This is a genomic window from Escherichia sp. E2661 (assembly GCF_004745185.1).
In the GTDB taxonomy this organism is placed as follows: Bacteria; Pseudomonadota; Gammaproteobacteria; order Enterobacterales; family Enterobacteriaceae; genus Escherichia.
In genome coordinates, this window is sequence record NZ_PDIG01000001.1 from 219,346 (window position 1) to 245,463 (window position 26,118).

A 26,118-nucleotide genomic window follows, 5' to 3' on the forward strand; every position below is an offset into this window, starting at 1 on the left:
ACTTGGTTGTTAACGCAAACCGTTTTTTGTTAACGCTGCGTTACGATGGAAAGTATGTCTGCGGAAATATTTTTAATAACTCACCCGCGCGTTGTATTTTTCTTTTTTTACTCATGCCAAAGTATTAAAACTCGCGTAAATACGCTGTTATTTACGCAAAAATTATTTTGTTTACTTTTTAAACCGTCGTTTTTTTGACCACGAAAATTCGACAAACTATCTCTCCTCATGATTCACGAAGATTCTGTCGATATGTTTGCCTGACAAGCCGTCACAAACATCGTTTTTTTGCAGCCAAAAATTGTCCATGAAGAGAATATGAAAATGCAGACAATTTTAGCGCAACAAAAGGACCAGAGATAAATAAATTTTATAAAAACAATCATGTAGTTACGCGTATTTGTATGACTTTTCAAAATTGTGCAATAAAAGCCATATGTACAACTTTTCTATCATTACCAAACTTAACAACCCCCCAATGTTAACAAATTTAATTACCAGATTACATTTTGTTACATGTTTAACACTTGATTTAAGATTTGTAATGGCTAGATTGAAATCAGATGTAATCCATTAGTTTTATTTTTTACCCATTTAGGGTTGATTTATTACTACACACAGCAGTGCAACATCTGTCAGTACTTCTGGTGCCTTTATTGAATAAAGGCAGCTGTCAGGTGTGCGATTAATAAAAAGAGCGGGGTTTCATCATGTTTAATGAAGTCCATAGTATTCATGGTCATACATTACTGTTAATCACTAAACCTTCCTTGCAAGCGACTGCGTTATTGCAGCATTTAAAACAATCGCTGGCAATCACAGGAAAACTACATAACATTCAACGTTCTCTGGACGATATATCTTCTGGCTGCATTATTCTGTTGGATATGATGGAAGCAGATAAAAAACTCATCCATTACTGGCAGGATACATTAAGCAGAAAACACAACAACATCAAAACACTGTTGTTAAATACTCCAGACGATTACCCGTACCGCGACATTGAAAACTGGCCTCATATCAACGGTGTTTTTTACGCCCTGGAGGATCAAGAACGCGTCATCAATGGGTTGCAAGGCGTCTTACGCGGCGAATGCTACTTTACGCAAAAACTTGCCAGCTATCTGATTACACATTCAGGTAACTATCGTTATAACAGCACGGAATCTGCCCTCCTTACTCATAGGGAAAAAGAGATCCTTAATAAACTGCGTATCGGCGCCTCCAATAACGAGATTGCTCGTTCGCTGTTCATCAGCGAAAATACGGTTAAAACGCATCTTTATAATCTTTTCAAGAAGATAGCAGTCAAAAACCGGACTCAAGCAGTCTCATGGGCAAACGATAACCTCAGGCGATAAAGCCATGAAACGTTATTTATGCTGGATTGTAGCAGCGAATATTTTCTTCGCTGCGGGGAATGTTCACGCCGTAGAGGTAGAAGTACCGGGATTGTTAACTGACCATACTGTTTCATCCATTGGACATGATTTTTATCGTGCCTTTAGTGATAAATGGGAAAGTAGCTATACCGGGAACTTGACGATTAATGAAAGGCCCAGTGCACGATGGGGAAGCTGGATCACCATAACGGTAAATCAGGACGTTATTTTCCAGACTTTTTTATTCCCATTGAAAAGAGACTTCGAGAAAACTGTTGTCTTTGCACTGGCACAAACTGAAGAAGCACTGAACCGTCGACAGATTAGTCAGGCTTTACTGAGTACGGGCGATTTAGCGCCTGATGAATTTTAAATTAAATTGTCCGGAGGCTGCAATGCGTGTCAAACATGCAGTAATTCTACTCATGCTAATTTCGCCAATAAGTTGGGCCGGGAATATGACCTTCCAGTTCCGCAATCCTAATTTTGGTGGCAACCCCAATAATGGCGCTTTTTTACTAAACAGCGCCCAGGCACAGAACTCGTATAAAGATCCAAGCTATGATGATGACTTTGGTATTGAAACGCCCTCGGCGTTAGATAACTTCACCCAGGCCATTCAGTCACAAATATTAGGTGGGCTGCTGACAAATATTAATACGGGTCAGCCAGGACGAATGGTGACTAACGAATATATCGTCGATATTGCCAACCGGGATGGTCAGCTGCAACTGAACGTAACCGATCGTAAAACGGGTCAAACGTCCACGATTCAGGTTTCGGGATTACAAAATAACTCAACCGATTTTTAAGCCCCAGCTTTGTAAGGAAAATAATATGCAGCGCTTATTTGTTTTGGTTGCAGTCATGTTGCTGAGTGGATGCTTAACAGCACCACCAAAAGAAGCCGCCAAGCCGACATTAATGCCTCGAGCTCAAAGCTACAAAGATTTAACCCATTTGCCTTCGCCAACGGGCAAAATCTTTGTCTCGGTATACAACATCCAGGATGAAACTGGACAATTTAAACCCTATCCGGCGAGTAACTTCTCCACCGCAGTTCCGCAAAGCGCGACCGCCATGTTGGTCACCGCATTGAAAGATTCGCGTTGGTTTGTACCACTGGAGCGTCAGGGCCTACAAAACTTACTCAACGAACGTAAGATTATTCGTGCGGCACAAGAAAACGGCACTGTTGCGCTCAATAACCGGATCCCGCTACAGTCGCTGACGGCAGCCAATATCATGGTTGAAGGGTCGATTATTGGTTATGAAAGTAATGTGAAATCGGGCGGTGCCGGGGCGAGATACTTCGGTATTGGCGCCGATACGCAGTACCAACTTGACCAAATCGCGGTGAACTTGCGTGTCGTTAATGTCAGCACCGGTGAAATCCTGTCATCAGTGAACACCAGTAAGACCATTCTTTCCTATGAAGTCCAGGCCGGCGTCTTCCGCTTTATCGACTACCAGCGGTTACTGGAAGGGGAAGTAGGATATACCTCGAACGAACCCGTTATGCTATGCCTGATGTCGGCGATTGAAACCGGTGTTATCTTCCTGATTAATGATGGTATCGACCGCGGTCTGTGGGATTTGCAGAATAAAGCAGATCTGCAGAATGACATTCTGGTGAAATACCGCCATCTGTCAGTACCGCCGGAATCCTGATCCATAAAAAAGCCGGAGTATTAATCCGGCCTTTACGTATTCAATATAAAGCGTGATTCTCTCACGCTTTATTTTTTACTTGTTGCTCATGGTTAGCGGTCTTGGCACTGCGCGCCGCCAACCAAAGCCCACTGTTTTTCATCGCGTAACCAAACACCAGCCCAAGCGCCAGAGATGGCAATACCAGTTTCCAGTTTCCCTGCGCGGCAAACGTCGCACACGCACCGATAAATGTACCCGGAACAAATGACAGCAATAGCTGTTTGGCCTGAATACACATCAGGAAAGCGACAATGCCAGTCATGACATAGCCAACTATTTCCAGATGGGGTGCCAGCGCACTACCGTAAATAATGACCATTGCCCACACCACACCGCTAAGCAGCGTTGCAGCGGAGATCGCCAACCCTTTCAGGCCACCTTGCGGACAGGCAAAGTAGGCCGTGCAGCCAAGGAAACCCGCCCAGCTGAGTAAACCAAGGGAAACGGCCACCCATCCCCAGATACCGGAGAGAATGCCTGTTGTGATTGCAATAGAGAGAAGTATGTTCATGCCGCGAATGATAGCAGAAAACGCGGCCATGAATGAGATCGAGCACACATTTTATGCAACGTAGAGTTTGATGTTGCATTCATTAGTGACCACGATCACACTTATTCTTCTTTTTCTTCCTCAAGTTCATCCCACATTGCGCCGATAGCATCGCGGGTCAGTGGTGCCATAGTGCGCCAGAACGGCGTGGTTGCATGGGCCTCAATTTTACCGAGAAATGCGCCACACCACGGCAACAGATACTCGCTGAACAACGTTTCCAGTGCTTCGCTTTCATCTTCCGTTGACTGATCTTCCAGCCAGGAAGCCGCAAGCAGTAACGTGCCGATGTGATCGGCTGGCGTATCTGCTAACGGCATCCCGCGTTCTGAAAGAAAAGCACGCACTTCCGCTTCCGTCGCGCCCTCAACCCAGGCACTGCGGTAAGGCGGTACTGCACATTCATCGCCGATAAACAGCGCATTGTAATCGGCAGATACTTGCGCCATATCACAACTTTTCTGCAAGCGTGCCAGCAACTCATCCTGCTCCAGAGGCCAGCTCGCCGCCAATTTTCCCTCACGAATCAGGGTAAACAGCGGAACCAGTAAAGGGTCCTGCGGTTGGCGGTAATAAAGTGACCCCAGTACACGACACAGGATAGAAAACTCGTTCATTTATTTATTTCCATAAAAGCAATTAAAGTTCAGCAAATTCCGCAATCGGCGCCATACCGCGGGATTCCAGGAAGTTGAGTAAACGGCGCGGTGAAACATTCAAAATGCGTTCTTCTGGAAAATCAACCGCGTCAAGAATTTTACGACACTCTTCAAAATCACCCATAGTAAACGCAGTATGAGAATCCGAGCCTAATGCCACCCAACCGCCAGCATCGCGCACCGCAGCGGCAACTGCACGGCAGTTATCTTCACTGCCTTTGCGCGAGTGTAGGAAGGACGAATTATTGATTTCCAGCGCGACCTGGTGTTTCGCGGCTGCTTCCGCAACGGCTTTGAAATCAATGGAATATTTCGGATTGCCCGGATGGCTTATTATGTGCACATTGCCGCTGGCGATAGTCGCGATCATCGCTTGCGTATTGGTCGCTTCATCATGTGGTGCAAAAACCGGTTCATGAAAACCAGCAATGATTAAATCCAGCGACTCAAACATTTTGCCGCTACAGTCAATTTCACCGTCAACATTTTTAATGTTGGCTTCAATGCCGCGCAGGATCCCTACCCCATCAACCACTCGTGGCCAAATACGCATATTAATGAAATGCCAGTGATGCGGCGCATCTTCCATATCCGGGCCGTGATCGGTAATTGCAAAAAGCTTGATTCCCTTTTGTTTAGCCTGGGCAATGTAGTCACTTAATGTGCTGTATGCATGCGTGCTGGCAACGGTATGCATATGTAGGTCGACGGGATACATAACTCTCTCCTGTATTCAATTCTTGCCAAGGATAGCAGGAATCCTGGCGCTTTATTAGTAGCCTCGAACTCGGTCGACTTGCCCGCTGACGGCCTCACCTCTTTCTAGCTGGGAAATGGTGCGCGAAATATACTCCACTGCTTCGACGGGGCGAGTAATAGCTGCCACATGTGGCGTTATCGTGACGCGTGGATGTTGCCAGAGCGGGCTTTCCGGCGGTAAAGGTTCACGATTAAAAACATCCAGCATGGCTCCTTTAATCTTGCCACTTTCCAGCGCCGCGAGCAGGTCATCTTCCACCACATGGACGCCACGCGCCAGATTGAGAAGATACGCGCCATCCGGTAATTGATTGAATAATTGTTGATTAATAATGCCGACGGTTTCGGGCGTATTCGGTAACAGATTAATCAGTACCCGGCATTGACTCAGAAATGCCTTCAGCTCTTCGCCTCCAGCAAAGCTTTGTACATCTGGCCAGGATTTACGACTGCGACTCCAGCAACGCAGCGGAAAGCGCCATGTTTGTAGACTCTGTGCGACTTTACTGCCCAACACGCCAGCGCCCAGGATGCCAATTGTAAAATCTTCCCGATGATATTCAGGCAGCGGTTGCCAGTGTGAAGCATTTTGCTGGATTCGATAATCGTCAAAACGTCGGAACCAATGTAGCACCTGGCTGACAGCATATTCCTGCATTTGCTCGCCCATACCGGTATCTTCCAGGCGGAAAAGCGGAATGGAGGGTTTAAGCATTTCAGGGTGTGCCTGTAGTTTACTCAATATAGAATCCACACCGGCGCCTAGTGCAAACACTGCTTTAAGATCGCGTCCTGCCAGCATTTCAACAGGAGGATGCCAGACTAATGCATAATCCGCGCCCTGGTTATCTCCGTTTTTCCAGGCTCTGACCCTGGCATGAGGTATCGCTTTACTCAGCGCCTCAATCCACCATTTTGAGTCAAAGGTTGGGTGATAAAAGATGATATCCATATTGGCTCCCGAAAAGAGTTGAGCGGAATTTATTCGCGCTTATTGTTATGATCTGCAAGGAACATCAGAATAGCAAATCTGCTGTCGGTGGCAAAAAAAGCAAAACTTGCTTATTTAAGCCACAAATTGATTGAAGTTTGAATAAACGCACTTTTTTTTTAAAAAAGTTTGTTGACCCGAGGCGACTATTTCCCTAAATTAGCGCCCGTTCCAGCAAGACAGGAACAACAATTTGGTGAGGTGTCCGAGTGGCTGAAGGAGCACGCCTGGAAAGTGTGTATACGGCAACGTATCCGGGGTTCGAATCCCCGCCTCACCGCCATATTTTAAGAAGAGCTCGTACGAAAGTACGGGCTTTTTTTTTCGCATGTTGCACAGCCCGGCGGGGATGAGAAGCCCGGACCCGGGTTCGACAACTGGCGCCAGCCAGTTGGACAGACCGTGAACGCAGTGAACGGGCTGCCCACAGGGCGAGCGAAGCGAGTCAATCCCCGCCTCACCGCCATATTTTAAGAAGAGCTCGTACGAAAGTACGGGCTTTTTTTTTCGCATATTGCACAGTCTGGCGGGGATGAGAAGCCCGGACCCGGGTTCGACAACTGCCTACAGCCAGTTGGACAGACCGCGAACGCAGTGAACGGGCTGCCCGCAGGGCGACGAGGAATTTCCCAAAATAGTCTCCTGTTGCGTTCAGAAAGGATGAGGTGAGCGATACCTTGTTTTGTAAAATCATTTTTGCATTAGATAATACCGAAATAATATTTATTATTTACCAAGGCAAAAGCTGAATATAAATGTACAAAGTGATTCAATTCTAACTATTGTGGGTAAATGGATGGGAGTATCCTTTAATAACAGACAGCATGACTATGCTCTTCTGAAGCGAGCACAAGACAAAAGAGTTTCCGATATTGCTTTAGGAACTCTTGATACAAAAGATCCTGATGCTGATACTCACCTGCTTCTTGTTGAAGCAAAATAAATCTTAACTCTTACGAAACAGGTTGGCATTCAGGCACTCCAGACTCGCATATGTTCATGATCTACAAACAAAGACTCAAGATGTCATATCTGCGATGAATTCTACAAATTCTAAAATGGAGGATAAAGCATGAACTTAACTGAAATTTCAAAAGAAATTGAAAAATTAAAATACCATATAAGTATCCTTGGTGACATAATCGATTACCATAATCATCCCGTGGAGTCATTAACTATTTCAATGGATTGGAATGAAAGAAACATTAATCGTACACATGATATATTTGAAAAATACGATGAAAAATTAAGCAACAATGAAAAATTAAAATGGTATGAATTTGAAAACGACTTAAAAGATGAACTCGATATTGAATACCAAATGGTAAAACAAGTTATTCTTGCTTTTTACAAAAACCATCAGTGGACAGATGTTTGTTATCAATATGCGCTGAGTTTTGGCCCCAACATACCTGCCGAGTTTTACCAAATTATCCGCCATAATAACTGATTGTTTATCTGGTAGTAGGCTAAATCTATTACCAGATAAATGCATTTGTTCATAATCATTTATTTATCAACTAATTTAATGCACAAACTGATATGGAATTGATTCGGGCGATGAGGCAGTAAATTATATACGATATTAATAATAATCTTACGCATGCATTAATATCAATTAGTATAGTTTTCATAGTAAATCAATTTAAGGATAGAACCATGTATAATACAAAGCGGATTGCCTGGCGTGCATATAAAAAAGGGTATCATACAGGGGAAAGTATAAAATGGTTTTCATATTTTCACTCAATTCTTACTGGAGCCTGCTTTACCTTTTTTATTGGGCTTTTTAGTGTACCCCCTGTTAATATCTCCAATAGTTTTCCGCTGTGGTGGGCTACGTTAGGTTTCGCAATATCAACATTACTGAACACAGGCTTCTCATTATTTTACATCTTCGCAAGTGGCGAAAGGGAATTCATTTTTGAACTACACTCATATAGTAAAGTCGGTAACTTATTGATTACTACCTCATTAGCACTACCAGTAATTTCATTTATCATGTTACTTTTTTATTACTCCACACATATTGGCGTAATTATTTTATTTGTCACGGCCATCATTTTATTGATAATAAAAAGAATGTTTTCAGAGATAAAATCAACGAAGGATAAAATAGAAAAGAGAAAGTTATGGTCAATTGAAAACGAAAAGTTTGATGATTATGATACAATATGTGAACATTATGACTTCCCAATTTTCACACCAGAAGAACAAACCCAGAGGAATATTGAGTTTTATTTCCTTATCAAAATAAATAAAATCATAAAAAAAATTTCAAGACAACAATCCTCAAATCGACAACATGGATAATATTGACTTTTTTAATAGCGAACTGCTCAACATTCTTCATGAAATGTATAACAGCAGAAATTTCCACCCTGGAATTTTATCAAAAAAATCAAAGGAATTGATTTTATTAACCATGACTGACAACAATGAATTGAACAAGGAAAAAATCGCAGAAGAGCTGACAAAACTGAATGAATATATTGAGAACAGACTTTATTATTTAAAATAGCTATCCTGCATTGCAACTAAACCGGCTGTAGGTGGTTTTAGATAAATTTGCACTCCGGGCATAAACAGCAAAAACAAAGCCCGGTTAGCCCGGGCTCTGCGTTTGTAATACGCTTAACTATAGGCATGTAGCGTACGTTGGCAAAGTGCCGAACGTACGCAATCATTTTTGCCGAACCGGACGATCCCGACCATTTCATCTTCTTCGAAACGTTCCAGCGCATCACTTAATCCGGAGCGCACGCCGCGAGGCAGATCGCATTGCGTGATATCACCATTGACGATAACCGTTACGTTTTCCCCGAGGCGGGTTAAAAACATTTTCATTTGCGCGGCAGTCACATTCTGCGCCTCGTCAAGAATGACAACTGCATTTTCAAAGGTACGTCCACGCATATAGGCGAACGGCGCGATTTCCACCTTCCCTATTTCCGGTCGCAGGCAATACTGCATAAAGGAAGCCCCCAGGCGCCGGACCAGCACGTCGTAGACCGGACGAAAATAGGGAGCAAACTTTTCTGCGATATCCCCAGGTAAGAAGCCAAGATCTTCATCGGCTTGCAAAACTGGACGGGTGACGATGATCCTGTCGACATCCTTATGTATCAGGGCCTCTGCCGCTTTTGCCGCACTGATCCAGGTTTTACCGCACCCGGCTTCGCCCGTAGCGAATATCAGCTGCTTACTCTCAATAGCCTTCAGATAGTGCAATTGCGCTTCATTTCGCGCCACGATTGGCGAAGTATCGCGACTGTCGCGGGCCATACCAATGGCTTCTACGCCGCTCATCTGCACAAGCGAGGTGACCGATTCTTCTTCACGCTGTTTATGGCTGCGTGAATCCCGTCTCAGCACACGTTTTGCTTCGCGACGAGCTTTGATCACTGCTTTTTGTCTTCCCATGGAGAGCACCTTGAGTTGTTTGTATTCATCACACGCGCCGTTGGCAGCGCGATTATGCGCACGAACATCAGAGGGTTGGCTTCCTTGTAAGCCATAGTTTGCTTTTGGAAATAACACCGAAAACGGCTACGCGCACCGTTCACGGCGTCGGTAACACGAGAAAAGGGAGGAAGTGAGTAAAAATACAGAGTGACGAAGTTGCTACCGGAGGAGAAATCTCCGCGTTTGGTCGAGCGTTGATTGTCAAAAACATGTCCAGTACAGGACGTTACCATCCGCGATCTCCATAGTGACTGACTATCACTGCCGGGAACTACCGCTGTTACTTAATAAGTACAACAGTTTTCGCATTCATTGCAACAATATATTTACTTATATTTAACCATAAAACACCATTTCAGTGACATTAGTTTCTACTGGAAAGATGACAGAGTAATGACAGTGATGAAAAAAGCTGTGTGCTTTCAGCAGGATTCGCATCAGGCATCTGCGCACGAACGCCGGATGCGGCGTAAACGCCTTATCCAGCCTACCGAGCCAGCACCGATTGTAGGCCTGATAAGATGCGCCAGCATCGCATCAGGCATCAGTGCACGAACGCCGGATGCGCCGAACGCCTTATCCGCCTAAAAACATTAAACCCGCAATAACGCGCTTCCGAGATAATCATTCGCGTCATTCACCCCCGGCAACGCAAAAAAATAACCGCCGCCGATGGGTTTAACGTATTCTTCCAGCGCTTCGCCATTAAGCCTTTTTTGTACTGTCAGGAAGCCCTTTTCCAGATCGTGTTGGTAGCAGACAAACAATAACCCCATATCCAGTTGCCCGGAGTTGGTGACGCCCAACGAATAACTGTAGCCACGACGCAGCATCAGGCTGGATTCACTCTCCGCCGTGCGGGGATTCGCCAGACGAATATGGCTGTCCAGCGCAATCACCTTCCCTTCCGGATCGCTGGCGTAATCCGGCACATCGTGCTCATGCTTCATCCCCAGCGGCGCACCGGTTTGCTTATCACGACCAAAAATCGTCTGCTGTTCTTTCAGCGGCGTTCTGTCCCAAAACTCCACCCGAAACTGAATCAAGCGCACCGCCTGGTAGCTGCCGCCGATAGCCCACGCAGGCTCCTGCTGCTCTGCCGTCACCCACACCACTATTTGCATCAACTTATCATTCTGGCTATCGGGATTGGCGGTGCCGTCTTTAAAGCCCAGCAAATTTATCGGCGTCTCTTTGCCTTTACTACGCGCCGCGTGATCGGAAATAAACCCTTCCCGCTTCCAGCGCACGCTGAGCAAATCCGGCGTGTGTTTGATGATATCGCGCAGCGCATGGATCACCGTGTCCTGGGTGTTGGCGCAAATTTGTAGCAACACATCACCATGACATAACGCCGCATCCAGCGAGTCGTTGGGGAAACGTGCCATCTTCTGCAACTTTTTCGGCATCTGCGGCGCAAGCCCAAACCGTTCATCAAACAATGAGTGGCCCACCGATAACGTGATGGTGAGATTATCGGGCGCAATGTAGTCGCCAAGAATGCCAGAATCGAGTGGTGGCAGGCGCGGATTTGGCGTTTCAGGTGCCGCTCCGCCCTGAGTCAGAAACGCAAAACGCTGAGTCAACAAGCGAAACAGCCGTTCAAGATCGGCTTTATCACTGGCAAGCACATCAAATGCCACCAGCATCATTGCGGCCTGTTGTGGCGTCAGGATCCCTGCCTGATGCTCACCATAAAACGGCTGTTTCTCATTACGTGCATCCGGTGAAAGCGTACCCGGCGCACTTTGCGGTTTTTGTGCATGAGCGACCGGACAACTTCCCGCCAGCGCCAGTGCACCAATCCCTTTCAGTAAACGTCGGCGTGACGGTTCATTCACGCCGTTTTCATCTTCATACTGCATAACGCTTAGTCCAGCCCCAGCACACCGCGAAGTTGCGCCAGATCTTCCGCCAGCGCAGTAATCGGCCCTTTCAGCGCGTTACGGTCGGCATCGGTCAGTTTGTCGTAGGTTTCAAAACCGTCTTTGGTACGGTATTTCGCCAGAATGGTATCGACCTTTTTGAAGTTAGCATCGACTTTTGCCAGCAGCTCCGGGTTGGCTTTTTGTAGTTGTGGACGCAGCAGATCGACAATTTTCTGCGAGCCTTCAACGTTAGCCTGGAAATCCCACAGATCGGTGTGGCTATAGCGATCTTCTTCACCGCTGATTTTGCTGGCTGCCACTTCCTCAATCAGTCCGGCTGCGCCGCCGACCACTTTTGAAGGTGGGAAAGCCAGTTCACTGATGCGTTTTTGCAAATCGACCACATCGGTATAAAGCTGGTCAGCGTACTGATCCATTCCTTTGGTGGTGTTGTCGCCAAACAATGCTTTTTCCAGACGGTGGAAACCAGTGAATTTCGGATCGGCGGCTTTTTGCTCGTAATCATCTTCACGGGCGTCAATGCTGCCATCCAGATCGGAGAACAGTTCAGCAATCGGTTCGATGCGCTCATAGTGCTGGCGCGTCGGCGCATACAGTGCTTTCGCTTTTTCGATATCGCCTGCTTTAATAGCGTCAGTAAAGGCTTTCGTGTCGGTCACCAGCTGCGTGGTTTCCGCCATGACATACGCTTTATATGCAGTAATTGCACCACCAAGACTTAACAGCGCATCACTTTGCGCCGCATCCGCCGTTGCCTCACCTTTGACGATTAACTTCCCTTTCGGGTTAGTCAGCAGGCCGCAGGTCATATCGTATTCGCCAGGCTGTAAATTCGCCGTCATTTTCTGGCTAAAGCCAGGGGCGATATTTTCCCGCTCTTCCACCACCATCACGCCTTTAAGGATCTCCCACTCCAGCGCCTTCTGGCTGTGGTTCTGAATAATGAACTGTGTTTTCCCGGCGTTAACCGTAATGGTCATCGGTTCACACTGCTTATCCGTCACAGTGACTTTGACTTGCGGAATATCAGCGGCGTTAGCCATAAAAGCAGAAGAGAACAGCGCAGCCACGCTCAACTGCAATGCGTTACGGCGGAAGTTAATGGTCATGACGAGACTATCCCTTTAAAGTATGTTGTAACTAAGCAAGAGTTTGCGTCGTATTTGCTACGCAGAACGAGACGCTGTCGCCCCTGCGCGTGGTGGCAGGGCAAATGCCACCAGCGCCGGGATGAGATAAATAAACCAGACGGCGACTTCGCTGACACTTGGCGCTTCCTGATAGCCAAAAATCCCTTCCATCAGCGTGCCAAACAGCGAGTGAGTTGAGAGCACCGCGCTCATATCGAAGGCGATTCCCTGAAAGTGGTTCCACAATCCGGCTTCATGAAATGCGCGAATAGCACCAGCTGCCAGCCCAGCGGCGACGAAGAGAATAAACAGGCTGGTCCATTTAAAAAATGCACCAAGATTGAGGCGAATACCGCCCCAGTAGAGCAGGAAGCCGAGCACCACGGCTGTAGCAAGACCGAGCATTGCACCCAGCGGCGGCCAGATCCCGACATCTTGTTGAAATGCCGCCAGCAGGAAAAAGACCGACTCCAGCCCTTCCCTTGCAACGGCAAAAAACCATCATCACCAGCGCCCAGCCATGATGATTTCCACGCTGCAATGCGCTATCGACTGCCTGTTCCAGTTGCACTTTGACGTTGCGCGACACTTTACGCATCCAGAAAACCATCCAGGTAAGGATCACCACGCGATCACCGCCACGATACCTTCAAACAGTTCCTGTTCTTTTTGTGGAAATTCGCCGGTAGTTTCATTAATGAAAATACCCAAGCCCAGGCACAACGCAGCGGCAAGCAATACGCCAATCCACATCACACCAATCCACCGGCCTCGCTGGGTACGCTTAAGATAGCTGGCAATCAAACTGACAATCAGCGCGGCTTCAAGTCCTTCGCGCAACATAATGAGAAACGGAACAAACATGCCACCACCCTTAAACGTTTTTCTGAGTCAATCTATGCAAAGAAAAGTAAATCGCAGTGATAGCGATTATCATTACGGCGAGGAAAAACACAAGCAGAATGTAGTAATAATGATGAGAAAATGTAAAATTTTTTTGAGAGAAAACACAGAGGGCAATCACCGATTGCCCTCTGCTTGCTTCCCATTATAACGTGGGATTTTCGTTAAAACGCCTTCCCTTAGCTTTCCTGCAACCGTGACGGCGGCGCCGAATGATAGTGCGCATCGGCCTCGGCAAAGCGTTTTTGCATCGCCGCTGACGGCGCTTTACCCAGCAAACTAAACACCACAATCCCGATACTGCCGAAGATGAAGCCCGGAATAATTTCGTACAGACCCAGCCAACCGAACTGCTTCCAGACGATAACCGTCAGCGCACCGATGATCATCCCCGCCAGCGCACCGTTGCGCGTCATGCGTGACCACATCACCGAGAACAGCACCACCGGACCAAACGCCGCGCCAAAGCCTGCCCACGCGTAGCTCACTAAGCCCAGCACGCGGTTTTCCGGGTTTGCCGCCAGCGCAATCGCCACCAGCGCCACTACCAGCACCATCACACGCCCTACCCACACCAGTTCTTTCTGGCTGGCATGTTTACGCAGAAACGCTTTGTACAAATCTTCAGTAATCGCACTGGAACATACCAGCAACTGGCAGCTTAAGGTTGACATCACCGCCGCCAGAATCGCCGACAGCAGAATCCCGGCAATCCACGGGTTAAACAGAATTTGCGCCAGTTCGATAAACACACGCTCGGCGTTCTGATTTACCGCACCAGCCAACGCCGGATGATCGTTAAAGTAAGCAATCCCAAAGAAGCCAACAGCCACCGCCCCTGCCAGGCAGAGGATCATCCAGGTCATACTGATACGACGCGCATGGACAATACTATGGTGAGAATCCGCCGCCATAAAACGCGCCAGAATGTGCGGCTGACCGAAGTAACCTAGCCCCCAGCCCATCAGCGAGATAATGGCAACAAAGTTCAGCCCTTTGAGCATATCCACGTTTTTCGATGCTCTTTTGTTTGATCACTTCCAGCGAGTCGCCAAAGCCACCGACACTGATAATGACGATAACCGGCGTCAGGATCAGGGCAAAAATCATCAGGCTGGCCTGTACAGTGTCAGTCCAGCTCACCGCGAGGAAACCGCCAATAAAGGTGTAAAGGATCGTCGCCGCAGCTCCTGCCCACAGAGCCGTTTCGTAGCTCATGCCGAAGGTGCTTTCAAACAGACGCGCGCCTGCCACAATGCCCGAAGCGCAATAAATGGTGAAGAACAGCAAAATAACCAGCGCGGAGATAATGCGCAAAATGCGGCTTTTATCTTCAAAGCGCCCGGTGAAATAATCCGGCAGAGTTAAGGCGTTATTATTGTATTCGGTATGAACACGCAACCGCCCGGCCACCAGTTTCCAGTTAATCCACGCGCCTAATGTCAGGCCAATGGCGATCCAGCTTTCGGAAATCCCGGAAAGAAAAACTGCGCCTGGCAACCCCATTAACAGCCAGCCGCTCATATCCGACGCACCCGCCGATAATGCCGTCACGAATGGCCCAAGGCTACGACCGCCCAGAATATAATCGTCAAAGTTTTTCGTTGATCGCCAGGCGATAAACCCAATCAATATCATGCCAAAGATATAGACACAAAATGTCACCAACATCGGTGTGCTAATAGCCATCTAAAGTCTCCAAAAATTATTATCGGCAATGTCGAAACTTGCCGTTATATCTGCCACCGGAACGGGGTAACAGAGTTTATGTTTTACCAGGGCGACCGTATCCTGCCGGAAGTGCTGGTTATTCACAATCGATTTAACACATCATTTACATCAAATTTTATTACCCAGCGATACTATTTTTCATCAGGTTGCACTTCCTCACATTTTTTTACGGTTGCACCTTTCAAAAATGTTAACTGCCGCAGAGAAAAAGTCTGCATTACTTTTTTAATCCCTGTCATATCGATTTCTTTTATTAACATTTCATTCATTTTTAAGCTTGCTACGTAAGTCACATTTAACGTGGTTGCACAAAGTTGCAACATAATAGATATTTCACGATAACGTTAAGTTGCACTTTTCAGAACAACAGGAGCAATGGCATGGGAACCACCACCATGGGGGTTAAGCTGGACGACGCGACGCGTGAACGTATTAAGTCTGCCGCGACACGTATCGATCGCACACCGCACTGGTTAATTAAGCAGGCGATTTTTTCTTATCTTGAACAACTGGAAAATAGCGATACCTTGCCGGAGCTGCCTGCACTGCTTTCTGGCGCAGCCAATGAGAGCGATGAAGCGCCGAATCCGGCAGAGGAACCACACCAGCCTTTCCTCGACTTTGCCGAGCAAATTTTGCCCCAGTCGGTTTCCCGCGCCGCTATCACCGCCGCGTATCGCCGCCCGGAAACCGAAGCGGTTTCTATGCTGTTGGAACAAGCTCGCCTGCCGCAGCCAGTTGCTGAACAGGCGCACAAACTGGCGTATCAACTGGCCGATAAACTGCGTAATCAAAAAAATGCCAGTGGCCGCGCAGGTATGGTCCAGGGGTTATTGCAGGAGTTTTCGCTGTCATCGCAGGAAGGCGTGGCGCTGATGTGTCTGGCAGAAGCGTTGTTGCGTATTCCCGACAAAGCCACCCGGGATGCGTTAATTCGCGACAAAATCAGCAACGGTAACTGGCAGTCACACATTGGTCGTAGCCCGTCTTTGTTTGTTAATGCCGCCACCTGGGGGCTGCTGTTTACCGGCAAACTGGTTTCTACCCATAACGAAGCCAGCCTCTCCCGCTCGCTGAATCGCATTATCGGTAAGAGCGGTGAACCGCTGATCCGCAAAGGTGTGGATATGGCGATGCGCCTGATGGGCGAGCAGTTCGTCACGGGTGAGACTATTGCGGAAGCGTTAGCCAATGCCCGCAAGCTGGAAGAGAAAGGTTTCCGTTACTCTTACGATATGCTGGGCGAAGCCGCGCTGACTGCCGCGGACGCGCAAGCGTATATGGTTTCCTATCAGCAGGCGATTCACGCCATTGGTAAAGCGTCCAATGGTCGTGGCATCTATGAAGGGCCGGGCATTTCAATCAAACTGTCGGCGCTGCATCCGCGTTACAGCCGCGCCCAGTATGACCGGGTAATGGAAGAGCTTTACCCGCGTCTGAAATCACTCACCCTGCTGGCGCGTCAGTACGATATTGGTATCAACATTGACGCCGAAGAGGCCGATCGTCTGGAGATCTCCCTCGATCTGCTGGAAAAACTCTGTTTCGAACCAGAACTGGCAGGCTGGAACGGCATCGGTTTTGTTATTCAGGCTTATCAAAAACGCTGCCCATTGGTGATTGATTATCTGATTGATCTCGCCACCCGCAGCCGTCGCCGTCTGATGATTCGCCTGGTGAAAGGCGCGTACTGGGATAGTGAAATCAAGCGTGCGCAGATGGACGGCCTTGAAGGCTATCCGGTTTATACCCGCAAGGTGTATACCGACGTTTCTTATCTCGCCTGTGCGAAAAAGCTGCTGGCGGTGCCGAATCTAATCTACCCGCAGTTCGCGACGCACAACGCCCATACGCTGGCGGCGATTTATCAACTGGCGGGTCAGAACTACTACCCGGGTCAGTACGAGTTCCAGTGCCTGCATGGTATGGGCGAGCCACTGTATGAGCAGGTCACCGGGAAAGTTGCCGACGGCAAACTTAACCGTCCGTGTCGTATTTATGCCCCGGTTGGCACACATGAAACGCTGCTGGCGTATCTGGTGCGCCGCCTGCTGGAAAACGGTGCTAACACCTCGTTTGTTAACCGTATTGCCGACACCTCTTTGCCACTGGATGAACTGGTCGCCGATCCGGTCACTGCTGTAGAAAAACTGGCGCAACAGGAAGGGCAAACGGGATTACCGCATCCGAAAATTCCCCTGCCGCGCGATCTTTACGGTCACGGGCGCGACAACTCGGCAGGGCTGGATCTCGCCAATGAACACCGACTGGCCTCGCTCTCTTCTGCCCTGCTCAATAGTGCACTGCAAAAATGGCAGGCCTTGCCAATGCTGGAACAACCGGTCACGGCTGGTGAGATGTCGCCCGTTATTAACCCTGCGGAACCGAAAGATATTGTGGGCTATGTGCGTGAAGCCACGCCGCGTGAAGTAGAACTGGCGCTGGAAAGTGCGGTTAATAACGCGCCAATCTGGTTTGCCACTCCTCCGGCTGAACGCGCAGCGATTTTGCACCGCGCTGCCGTGCTAATGGAAAGCCAGATGCAGCAACTGATTGGTATTCTGGTGCGTGAAGCCGGAAAAACCTTCAGTAACGCCATCGCCGAAGTGCGCGAAGCGGTCGATTTTCTCCACTACTACGCAGGACAGGTGCGGGATGATTTCGCTAACGAAACCCACCGTCCATTAGGGCCTGTGGTGTGTATCAGTCCGTGGAACTTCCCGTTGGCTATTTTCACCGGGCAGATCGCCGCCGCACTGGCGGCAGGTAACAGCGTGCTGGCAAAACCGGCAGAACAAACGCCGCTGATTGCCGCGCAAGGGATCGCCATTTTGCTGGAAGCGGGTGTACCGCCAGGCGTGGTGCAATTGCTGCCAGGTCGGGGTGAAACCGTGGGCGCGCAACTGACGGGTGATGATCGCGTGCGCGGGGTGATGTTTACCGGTTCAACCGAAGTCGCTACGTTACTGCAACGCAATATCGCCAGCCGCCTGGACGCTCAGGGTCGCCCTATTCCGCTCATCGCTGAAACCGGCGGCATGAACGCGATGATTGTCGATTCTTCAGCACTGACCGAACAAGTCGTAATAGATGTACTGGCCTCGGCGTTCGACAGTGCGGGTCAGCGTTGTTCGGCACTGCGCGTGCTGTGCCTGCAAGATGAGATTGCCGACCACACGTTGAAAATGCTGCGCGGCGCAATGGCCGAATGCCGGATGGGTAATCCGGGTCGCCTGACCACCGATATCGGTCCGGTGATTGATAGCGAAGCGAAAGCCAATATTGAGCGCCATATTCAGACCATGCGTAGCAAAGGCCGTCCGGTGTTCCAGGCGGTGCGGGAAAACAGCGAAGATGCCCGTGAATGGCAAAGCGGCACCTTTGTTGCTCCGACGCTGATCGAACTGGATGACTTTGCCGAATTGCAAAAAGAGGTCTTTGGTCCGGTGCTGCATGTGGTGCGTTACAACCGTAACCAGCTACCAGAGCTGATCGAGCAGATTAACGCTTCCGGCTATGGTCTGACGCTTGGCGTTCATACGCGTATTGATGAAACCATTGCCCAGGTCACTGGCTCGGCCCATGTTGGTAACCTGTATGTTAACCGTAATATGGTGGGCGCAGTGGTTGGTGTGCAGCCGTTCGGCGGCGAAGGGTTGTCCGGCACCGGGCCGAAAGCTGGCGGTCCGCTCTATCTCTACCGTCTGCTGGCGAATCGCCCGGAAAGTGCGCTGGCGGTGACGCTCGCGCGTCAGGATGCAGAGTATCCGGTCGATGCGCAGTTGAAAGCCGCATTGACTCAGCCGCTAAATGCACTGCGGGAATGGGCAGCAAATCGTCCAGAATTGCAGGCGTTATGTACGCAATATGGCGAGCTGGCGCAGGCAGGAACACAACGATTGCTGCCAGGGCCGACGGGTGAACGCAACACCTGGACGCTGCTGCCGCGTGAGCGCGTATTGTGTATTGCGGATGATGAACAGGATGCGCTGACTCAGCTCGCTGCCGTGCTGGCGGTGGGTAGCCAGGTGCTGTGGCCGGATGACGCGCTGCATCGTCAATTAGTGAAGGCATTGCCATCGGCAGTCAGCGAACGTATTCAACTGGCGAAAGCGGAAAATATAACCGCTCAACCGTTTGATGCGGTGATCTTCCACGGTGATTCGGATCAGCTTCGCGCATTGTGTGAAGCAGTTGCCGCGCGGGATGGCGCAATTGTTTCGGTGCAGGGTTTTGCCCGTGGCGAAAGCAATATCCTGCTGGAGCGGCTGTATATCGAACGTTCGCTGAGTGTGAATACCGCTGCCGCTGGCGGTAACGCCAGTTTAATGACGATCGGTTAAACAAGTAGCCGGAGGATGTTACTACCTCCTCCGGCATCTTTAACGTGGTCGAATCCCTTCAATAATAATCCGCTGCACGTTTTCAACCGTTTGATTGAAAAATACCTCATCGCGCAACGTTGCGCCTGTCACCGCCTCCACCTGAGGGGCAAAATCGGCGTAATGTTGAGTGGAAGCCCAGATCATAAAAATCAAATGCTGCGGGTCAATCGGCGCGAGTTTGCCACTCTTGACCCAGCCGGCAATCAGCGCTGATTTCTCATCAATTAACGCCTTCAAATCGCCCGTCAGTTCATCCATTAACAGCGGCGCACCTGCCAGCATCTCCATACAGAACAGGCGCGAAGCCTGCGGATAATCGCGGGAAACTTCCAGCTTCAGACGAATGTACTCTTTGATCGCCGCCAGCGGGGCGAAATCTTCACGAAACGCCTTTAACGGCGCCAACCAGATATCGAGAATTTGCCGCAGCACGGCAATATACAGTGCCTCTTTCGACGGGAAGTAATACAGCAGATTGGTTTTAGAAACGCCCGCCAACTCTGCAATTTGCTCCAGCCTTGTGCCGTGAAAACCGAATTGTGAAAAAGTGTCCAGTGCTGCGCTAAGAATCGCTTTTTTCTTCGCGCTTACTGCGCGCGAACGTTTACCCGTTGTTTTCACTGCGCCCTGCGTCATGCGCTCTCCCCTCTTGTAGATTGGCAACAGGATAGCAAAACCCCCGCCCGGCCTCGACCTTCTGCACTCTCATCGCGCACGAACGCATGTTTTATGTGCAACTGTTTTGACCGTTTAGTCCACTTTTTACCAGTCATTTCCAACAACCAAACATTAACACATTAATAACATTGAATTTTTAAAAACTGGCATCCGCTTTGCAAACAAGCCATTACGCGGCTGAAAAGGATATGCAGGATGCAGCGCCCCGTCTGACTTTCACTTTACGAGACGAAGAGAGGTTGATGATGAAAATTGGCGTATTTGTACCTATTGGCAACAACGGCTGGCTCATTTCGACCCACGCGCCGCAGTACATGCCGACCTTTGAACTGAATAAAGCCATTGTACAAAAAGCGGAGCACTACCATTTCGATTTCGCCCTGTCGATGATCAAACTGCGTGGCTTTGGCGGCAAAACTGAGTTCTGGGATCACAACCTTGAGTCGTTCACCTTGATGGCGGGGCTGGCGGCCGTGACCTCGCGCATTCAGATTTACGCCACTGCCGCCACCTTAACGTTGCCTCCGGCAATCGTCGCCCGTATGGCAGCAACCATCGACTCCATCTCTGGCGGGCGTTTTGGCGTCAACCTCGTGACTGGCTGGCAAAAGCCCGAGTATGAGCAGATGGGTATCTGGCCTGGCGATGACTATTTCTCCCGTCGTTACGACTATCTCACCGAATATGTTCAGGTGCTGCGCGACCTGTGGGGCACGGGGAAAAGCGATTTTAAAGGCGATTTTTTCACCATGAATGATTGTCGCGTCAGTCCGCAACCGAGTGTCCCCATGAAAGTGATCTGCGCCGGGCAAAGCGACGCTGGCATGGCGTTCTCCGCCCAGTATGCCGATTTCAACTTCTGTTTCGGCAAAGGCGTAAATACGCCTACGGCTTTCGCCCCGACCGCTACGCGGATGAAACAGGCCGCAGAGCAAACCGGGCGCGACGTTGGCTCTTATGTGTTGTTTATGGTGATTGCCGACGAAACCGACGATGCCGCTCGCGCCAAATGGGAACACTACAAAGCAGGCGCGGATGAAGAGGCGTTAAGCTGGCTAACCGAACAAAGTCAGAAAGATACCCGCTCCGGTACTGACACCAACGTCCGTCAAATGGCCGATCCCACTTCGGCGGTAAACATCAATATGGGGACGTTAGTCGGTTCTTACGCCAGTGTCGCGCGCATGTTAGATGAAGTCGCAAGCGTGCCTGGTGCCGAAGGCGTGCTGTTGACCTTCGATGATTTTCTGTCGGGAATCGAAACCTTCGGCGAGCGCATTCAACCACTGATGCAGTGCCGCGCCCATCTCCCTGCACTGACTCAGGAGGTGGCATGATGACAACCTTAACCGCTCGACCGGAAGCCATTACCTTCGATCCGCAGCAAACTGCGCTGATCGTGGTGGATATGCAAAACGCTTATGCCACGCCAGGCGGCTATTTAGATCTCGCCGGGTTTGATGTCTCAACCACTCGCCCGGTCATTGCCAACATTCAAACCGCCGTGACCGCAGCGCGAGCGGCAGGGATGTTAATCATCTGGTTTCAAAATGGCTGGGATGAACAGTATGTCGAGGCTGGCGGCCCCGGCTCACCGAATTTTCATAAATCGAATGCCCTGAAAACCATGCGTAAGCAGCCGCAGCTGCAAGGGAAATTGCTGGCGAAAGGCTCCTGGGATTATCAACTGGTGGATGAACTGGTGCCGCAGCCTGGCGATATAGTGCTGCCGAAGCCGCGCTACAGCGGTTTCTTCAATACGCCGCTGGACAGCATTTTGCGCAGCCGCGGAATACGCCATCTGGTTTTCACCGGCATCGCTACCAACGTCTGCGTCGAATCGACGCTACGCGACGGCTTTTTTCTGGAGTATTTCGGCGTGGTGCTGGAAGACGCAACTCACCAGGCGGGGCCGGAATTTGCGCAGAAAGCTGCGTTGTTCAATATCGAAACCTTTTTTGGCTGGGTCAGCGACGTCGGAACGTTCTGCGACGCGCTTTCGCCCACGTCTCTTGCCCGTATTGCCTGAGGAACTTACTTATGCCGAAATCCGTAATTATTCCCGCTGGCAGCAGCGCACCGCTGGCCCCCTTCGTTCCCGGCACGCTGGCTGATGGCGTGGTGTACGTCTCCGGTACGCTGGCTTTTGATCAACATAATAACGTGCTGTTTGCCGATGACCCAAAGGCGCAAACCCGCCACGTTCTGGAGACAATTCGCAAGGTGATCGAAACTGCGGGTGGCACGATGGCGGACGTGACCTTCAACAGCATATTTATTACCGACTGGAAAAATTACGCCGCGATTAACGAAATCTACGCCGAGTTTTTCCCGGGTGATAAACCGGCGCGATTCTGCATTCAGTGCGGACTGGTAAAACCTGACGCGCTGGTGGAAATCGCCACAATTGCGCATATCGCCAAGTGAGGCCGCGATGAAACTTTCACTCTCACCTCCCCCTTATGCTGATGCGCCCGTAGTGGTGTTGATTTCAGGTCTTGGCGGTAGCGGCAGTTACTGGTTACCGCAACTGGCGGTGCTGGATCAGGAGTATCAGGTAGTCTGTTACGACCAGCGCGGCACCGGCAATAATCCCGACACGCTGGCAGAAGATTACAGTATCGCCCAGATGGCAGCGGAACTGCATCAGGCGCTGGTAGCCGCAGGGATTGAGCGTTACGCGGTGGTCGGCCATGCGCTCGGTGCGCTGGTGGGAATGCAGCTGGCGCTGGATTATCCCGCGTCGGTAACTGTGCTGGTCAGCGTTAACGGCTGGCTACGAATAAACGCCCATACGCGCCGCTGTTTTCAGGTTCGCGAACGATTACTGTATAGCGGCGGCGCGCAGGCATGGGTGGAAGCGCAGCCGTTGTTCCTCTATCCCGCCGACTGGATGGCGGCCCGCGCACCTCGCCTGGAAGCAGAAGACGCGCTGGCACTGGCGCATTTTCAGGGCAAAAATAATTTACTGCGTCGACTTAACGCCCTCAAACGCGCTGACTTTAGTCACCATGCGAATCGTATCCGCTGCCCGGTGCAAATCATCTGCGCCAGTGATGATCTGCTGGTGCCATCAGCATGTTCCAGTGAACTTCATGCCGCCCTGCCCGATAGCCAGAAAATGGTGATGCGCTATGGCGGACACGCCTGCAACGTGACCGATCCCGAAACGTTTAATGCTCTGTTACTCAACGGGCTTGCCAGCCTGTTACATCACCGCGAAGCCGCCCTGTAAGGAATTGCTATGAACGAAGCCGTTAGCCCAGGTGCGCTTAGCACCTTGTTCACCGATGCCCGCACTCACAACGGCCGGCGGGAGACACCCGTCAGCGATGAGACGTTACGGGAGATTTATGCCCTGATGAAATGGGGGCCAACATCAGCTAACTGTTCTCCGGCACGGATCGTGTTTATCCGCACGGCAGAAGGAAAAGAACGTCTGCGCCCGGCGCTTTCCAGCGGCAATCTGCAAAAAACCCTGACCGCGCCCGTCACCGCTATCGTCGCCTGGGACAGTGAATTTTATGAACGGTTACCGCAACTGTTTCCTCACGGCGATGCCCGCAGTTGGTTTACTTCCAGCCCGCAACTTGCCGAAGAAACAGCGTTTCGCAACAGCTCCATGCAGGCGGCCTATCTGATCGTTGCCTGCCGTGCGCTGGGGCTGGATACCGGCCCGATGTCGGGTTTCGACCGTCAACACGTAGACGACGCTTTTTTTGCAGGCAGCACGCTGAAAAGCAACCTGCTGATTAACATCGGCTATGGCGATAGCAGCAAACTTTATCCGCGCCTGCCGCGTCTGTCCTTTGAAGAAGCCTGCGGGCTGTTATAAGGAGCAAACCATGAACATAGTTGATCAACAAACCTTTCGCGATGCGATGTCCTGTATGGGCGCGGCGGTCAATATCATCACCACGGACGGTCCAGCCGGGCGCGCCGGGTTCACCGCCAGCGCCGTCTGCAGCGTGACCGACACGCCGCCCACATTACTGGTGTGCCTGAATCGTGGGGCGTCCGTCTGGCCGGTATTCAATGAAAATCGAACGCTGTGTGTAAATACACTTAGCGCCGGGCAGGAACCGCTTTCAAACCTTTTGGCGGCAAAACGCCAATGGAACACCGCTTTGCCGCCGCCCGCTGGCAGACGGGTGTGACCGGATGCCCGCAACTGGAAGAGGCGCTGGTTTCGTTTGACTGCCGTATCAGCCAGGTGGTGAGCATCGGCACCCACGACATTCTGTTTTGCGCCATCGAGGCGATTCATCGTCACGCCACCCCCTACGGGCTGGTGTGGTTCGATCGCAGTTATCACGCGCTGATGCGCCCTGCTTGTTAACCTCCTTAAGGAGACAGCTGATGGCAATGTTCGGTTTTCCTCACTGGCAGTTAAAATCGACCTCTACAGAGAGCGGCGTGGTCGCGCCGGATGAACGATTGCCGTTTGCTCAGACGGCAGTAATGGGCGTTCAACACGTGGTGGCGATGTTTGGCGCGACGGTGTTAATGCCTATCCTGATGGGGCTGGATCCCAATCTTTCCATTTTAATGTCGGGGATCGGCACGTTACTGTTTTTCTTTATTACCGGAGGACGCGTTCCCAGTTATCTCGGTTCCAGCGCGGCTTTTGTTGGTGTGGTGATTGCTGCAACGGGCTTTAACGGCCAGGGCATTAACCCGAATATCAGCATTGCGCTGGGCGGGATTATCGCCTGTGGGCTGGTTTATACCGTCATTGGCCTGGTGGTGATGAAGATCGGTACGCGCTGGATTGAACGCCTGATGCCGCCCGTAGTGACGGGCGCGGTGGTGATGGCGATTGGCCTGAACTTAGCGCCTATCGCAGTGAAAAGTGTATCGGCTTCGGCCTTTGATAGCTGGATGGCGGTAATGACGGTGCTGTGTATTGGGCTGGTGGCGGTGTTTACCCGTGGCATGATCCAGCGGTTGTTGATTCTCGTAGGGTTAATTGTCGCCTGTCTGCTGTATGGCGTGATGACCAACGTTGTAGGGCTGGGAAAATCCGTCGATTTTACTCTTGTCAGTCATGCTGCCTGGTTCGGTCTGCCACATTTTTCCACTCCTGCTTTTAATGGTCAGGCAATGATGCTGATTGCGCCCGTGGCGGTGATTCTGGTGGCGGAAAACTTAGGTCATCTCAAGGCAGTCGCCGGGATGACCGGACGCAATATGGACCCGTATATGGGGCGGGCATTCGTCGGTGATGGTCTGGCAACGATGCTTTCCGGCTCTGTCGGCGGTAGCGGCGTGACAACCTATGCTGAAAATATCGGTGTGATGGCCGTGACAAAAGTCTACTCGACACTGGTGTTTGTTGCTGCTGCCGTCATCGCCATGCTGTTGGGCTTTTCGCCGAAATTTGGTGCGCTGATTCATACCATTCCAGCGCCAGTGATTGGTGGTGCATCAATTGTTGTGTTCGGGCTGATTGCCGTCGCAGGCGCAAGGATCTGGGTACAAAACCGTGTCGATTTAAGCCAGAACGGTAATTTGATTATGGTCGCAGTAACCTTAGTGCTGGGCGCGGGTGATTTTGCTCTCACGCTGGGCGGCTTCACGTTGGGAGGGATCGGCACGGCAACTTTTGGCGCGATTTTACTCAATGCGTTGTTAAGCAGAAAGTTGGTTGACGTTCCACCGCCAGAAGTTGTTCATCAGGAGCCATGAACAGAAAACCGCCGGGATTACCCGGCGGTGCAGATTGTTGACAACGTACGCATTGTTCATGCCGGATGCGGCGTAAACGCCTTATCCGGCCTACAAAACAGTGCAAATTCAATATATTGCAATCTTCTGGTAGGCCTGATAAGCATCGCGCATCAGGCAAGCTTACGTTTGTCATCAGTATCAACCGCCGGGTAA

The 26,118-nt window shown here is 50.3% G+C and carries 22 protein-coding genes, 1 tRNA gene and 3 pseudogenes; 15 read left to right on the plus strand and 11 right to left on the minus strand.

Translation table 11 applies throughout. The features are described 5' to 3' along the window. Positions 1-710 precede the first annotated feature (710 nt). Genes csgD through csgG form a run of 4 tightly spaced genes read left to right on the plus strand, consistent with a single transcriptional unit; the run spans position 711 to position 3,053 of the window. Positions 711-1,361 (plus strand): biofilm master transcriptional regulator CsgD, encoded by a 651-nt coding sequence (gene csgD, locus CRI63_RS01230; RefSeq protein ID WP_064528493.1) that lies wholly within the window; start codon positions 711-713, stop codon positions 1,359-1,361. Positions 1,362-1,365: 4 nt separating this feature from the next. Continuing rightward, positions 1,366-1,755: a curli production assembly/transport protein CsgE gene (csgE, locus tag CRI63_RS01235; RefSeq protein ID WP_130205465.1), complete on the plus strand. Its 390-nt coding sequence runs from the start codon at positions 1,366-1,368 to the stop codon at positions 1,753-1,755. 22 nt (positions 1,756-1,777) lie between these two features. Then, positions 1,778-2,194: a curli production assembly/transport protein CsgF gene (gene csgF / locus CRI63_RS01240; protein ID WP_064528489.1), complete on the plus strand. Its 417-nt coding sequence runs from the start codon at positions 1,778-1,780 to the stop codon at positions 2,192-2,194. A gap of 25 nt (positions 2,195-2,219) precedes the next feature. Next, the gene (csgG, locus tag CRI63_RS01245; RefSeq protein ID WP_130205462.1) at positions 2,220-3,053 is read left to right on the plus strand and encodes a curli production assembly/transport protein CsgG; all 834 of its coding nucleotides are present in this window, start codon (positions 2,220-2,222) and stop codon (positions 3,051-3,053) included. Between the two features lie 61 nt (positions 3,054-3,114). Here the strand turns inward: csgG and CRI63_RS01250 are convergent, their stop codons facing one another. From CRI63_RS01250 to ghrA, 4 genes are all read right to left on the minus strand, one after another. Beyond that, positions 3,115-3,606 carry a DUF1097 domain-containing protein gene (locus CRI63_RS01250; protein WP_130205460.1) on the minus strand — a complete coding sequence of 164 codons (492 nt, stop codon included), beginning with the start codon at positions 3,604-3,606 and terminating at the stop codon, positions 3,115-3,117. Positions 3,607-3,707: 101 nt separating this feature from the next. Beyond that, positions 3,708-4,262: a molecular chaperone YcdY gene (gene ycdY / locus CRI63_RS01255; RefSeq protein WP_130205458.1), complete on the minus strand. Its 555-nt coding sequence runs from the start codon at positions 4,260-4,262 to the stop codon at positions 3,708-3,710. Between the two features lie 22 nt (positions 4,263-4,284). Further along, positions 4,285-5,022: a zinc-binding phosphatase gene (ycdX, locus tag CRI63_RS01260; protein WP_130205456.1), complete on the minus strand. Its 738-nt coding sequence runs from the start codon at positions 5,020-5,022 to the stop codon at positions 4,285-4,287. A 54-nt stretch (positions 5,023-5,076) separates the two neighbouring features. Continuing rightward, positions 5,077-6,015 (minus strand): glyoxylate/hydroxypyruvate reductase GhrA, encoded by a 939-nt coding sequence (ghrA, locus tag CRI63_RS01265; protein ID WP_130205454.1) that lies wholly within the window; start codon positions 6,013-6,015, stop codon positions 5,077-5,079. Between the two features lie 234 nt (positions 6,016-6,249). Here ghrA and CRI63_RS01270 point away from each other — a divergent pair. The 3 genes from CRI63_RS01270 (at position 6,250) to CRI63_RS01285 (ending at position 8,367) form a co-directional block, all read left to right on the plus strand. Beyond that, positions 6,250-6,337, plus strand: a tRNA-Ser gene (locus CRI63_RS01270). Between the two features lie 789 nt (positions 6,338-7,126). Further along, positions 7,127-7,504 carry a DUF1878 family protein gene (locus CRI63_RS01280; protein WP_130215847.1) on the plus strand — a complete coding sequence of 126 codons (378 nt, stop codon included), beginning with the start codon at positions 7,127-7,129 and terminating at the stop codon, positions 7,502-7,504. A 209-nt stretch (positions 7,505-7,713) separates the two neighbouring features. Further along, complete coding sequence (locus CRI63_RS01285; RefSeq protein WP_135518224.1) at positions 7,714-8,367, plus strand: hypothetical protein; 654 nt, start codon at positions 7,714-7,716, stop codon at positions 8,365-8,367. A 321-nt stretch (positions 8,368-8,688) separates the two neighbouring features. On the opposite strand, the gene phoH is transcribed toward CRI63_RS01285, so the two are convergent. The 6 genes and pseudogenes from phoH to CRI63_RS01315 form a co-directional block, all read right to left on the minus strand. Then, positions 8,689-9,477, minus strand: a complete 789-nt coding sequence (phoH, locus tag CRI63_RS01290) for a phosphate starvation-inducible protein PhoH (protein ID WP_167850467.1) — start codon at positions 9,475-9,477, stop codon at positions 8,689-8,691. A gap of 635 nt (positions 9,478-10,112) precedes the next feature. Beyond that, positions 10,113-11,384: an iron uptake transporter deferrochelatase/peroxidase subunit gene (gene efeB / locus CRI63_RS01295; protein WP_135518226.1), complete on the minus strand. Its 1,272-nt coding sequence runs from the start codon at positions 11,382-11,384 to the stop codon at positions 10,113-10,115. 5 nt (positions 11,385-11,389) lie between these two features. Next, a complete protein-coding gene (gene efeO / locus CRI63_RS01300; protein ID WP_000154382.1) occupies positions 11,390-12,517 on the minus strand; it encodes an iron uptake system protein EfeO in 1,128 nt (375 codons plus the stop codon). 57 nt (positions 12,518-12,574) lie between these two features. Then, positions 12,575-13,402 (minus strand): annotated as a pseudogene (efeU, locus tag CRI63_RS01305) (iron uptake transporter permease EfeU). Between the two features lie 218 nt (positions 13,403-13,620). Further along, a pseudogene (putP, locus tag CRI63_RS01310) lies at positions 13,621-15,130 on the minus strand (sodium/proline symporter PutP). A 173-nt stretch (positions 15,131-15,303) separates the two neighbouring features. Then, a complete protein-coding gene (locus tag CRI63_RS01315; protein WP_135518228.1) occupies positions 15,304-15,495 on the minus strand; it encodes a hypothetical protein in 192 nt (63 codons plus the stop codon). 57 nt (positions 15,496-15,552) lie between these two features. On the opposite strand from CRI63_RS01315, the gene putA reads away from it, so the two are divergent. Further along, complete coding sequence (gene putA, locus CRI63_RS01320) at positions 15,553-19,515, plus strand: trifunctional transcriptional regulator/proline dehydrogenase/L-glutamate gamma-semialdehyde dehydrogenase (protein WP_135518230.1); 3,963 nt, start codon at positions 15,553-15,555, stop codon at positions 19,513-19,515. 39 nt (positions 19,516-19,554) lie between these two features. On the opposite strand, the gene rutR is transcribed toward putA, so the two are convergent. After that, positions 19,555-20,193, minus strand: coding sequence for an HTH-type transcriptional regulator RutR (gene rutR, locus CRI63_RS01325; RefSeq protein ID WP_000191701.1), 639 nt, complete (start codon positions 20,191-20,193; stop codon positions 19,555-19,557). Between the two features lie 287 nt (positions 20,194-20,480). Here rutR and rutA point away from each other — a divergent pair, with 287 nt between their 5' ends. The 7 genes and pseudogenes from rutA (at position 20,481) to rutG (ending at position 25,923) form a co-directional block, all read left to right on the plus strand. Then, positions 20,481-21,572 (plus strand): pyrimidine utilization protein A, encoded by a 1,092-nt coding sequence (rutA, locus tag CRI63_RS01330; protein WP_125097102.1) that lies wholly within the window; start codon positions 20,481-20,483, stop codon positions 21,570-21,572. Beyond that, positions 21,572-22,264, plus strand: coding sequence for a peroxyureidoacrylate/ureidoacrylate amidohydrolase RutB (gene rutB, locus CRI63_RS01335; protein WP_135518325.1), 693 nt, complete (start codon positions 21,572-21,574; stop codon positions 22,262-22,264). Before rutA ends, rutB begins: the two co-directional genes overlap by 1 nt. An 11-nt stretch (positions 22,265-22,275) precedes the next feature. Beyond that, on the plus strand, positions 22,276-22,662 hold the full coding sequence (gene rutC / locus CRI63_RS01340; protein WP_001126780.1) for a 3-aminoacrylate deaminase: 387 nt from the start codon (positions 22,276-22,278) through the stop codon (positions 22,660-22,662). A gap of 7 nt (positions 22,663-22,669) precedes the next feature. Continuing rightward, positions 22,670-23,470, plus strand: a complete 801-nt coding sequence (gene rutD, locus CRI63_RS01345; RefSeq protein WP_135518232.1) for a pyrimidine utilization protein D — start codon at positions 22,670-22,672, stop codon at positions 23,468-23,470. A gap of 9 nt (positions 23,471-23,479) precedes the next feature. Beyond that, a complete protein-coding gene (locus CRI63_RS01350) occupies positions 23,480-24,070 on the plus strand; it encodes a malonic semialdehyde reductase (RefSeq protein WP_135518234.1) in 591 nt (196 codons plus the stop codon). A gap of 10 nt (positions 24,071-24,080) precedes the next feature. Next, a pseudogene (gene rutF / locus CRI63_RS01355) lies at positions 24,081-24,574 on the plus strand (NADH-dependent FMN reductase RutF). Positions 24,575-24,594: 20 nt separating this feature from the next. Continuing rightward, positions 24,595-25,923 (plus strand): pyrimidine utilization transport protein G, encoded by a 1,329-nt coding sequence (gene rutG / locus CRI63_RS01360; RefSeq protein WP_135518236.1) that lies wholly within the window; start codon positions 24,595-24,597, stop codon positions 25,921-25,923. Positions 25,924-26,118 lie beyond the last annotated feature (195 nt).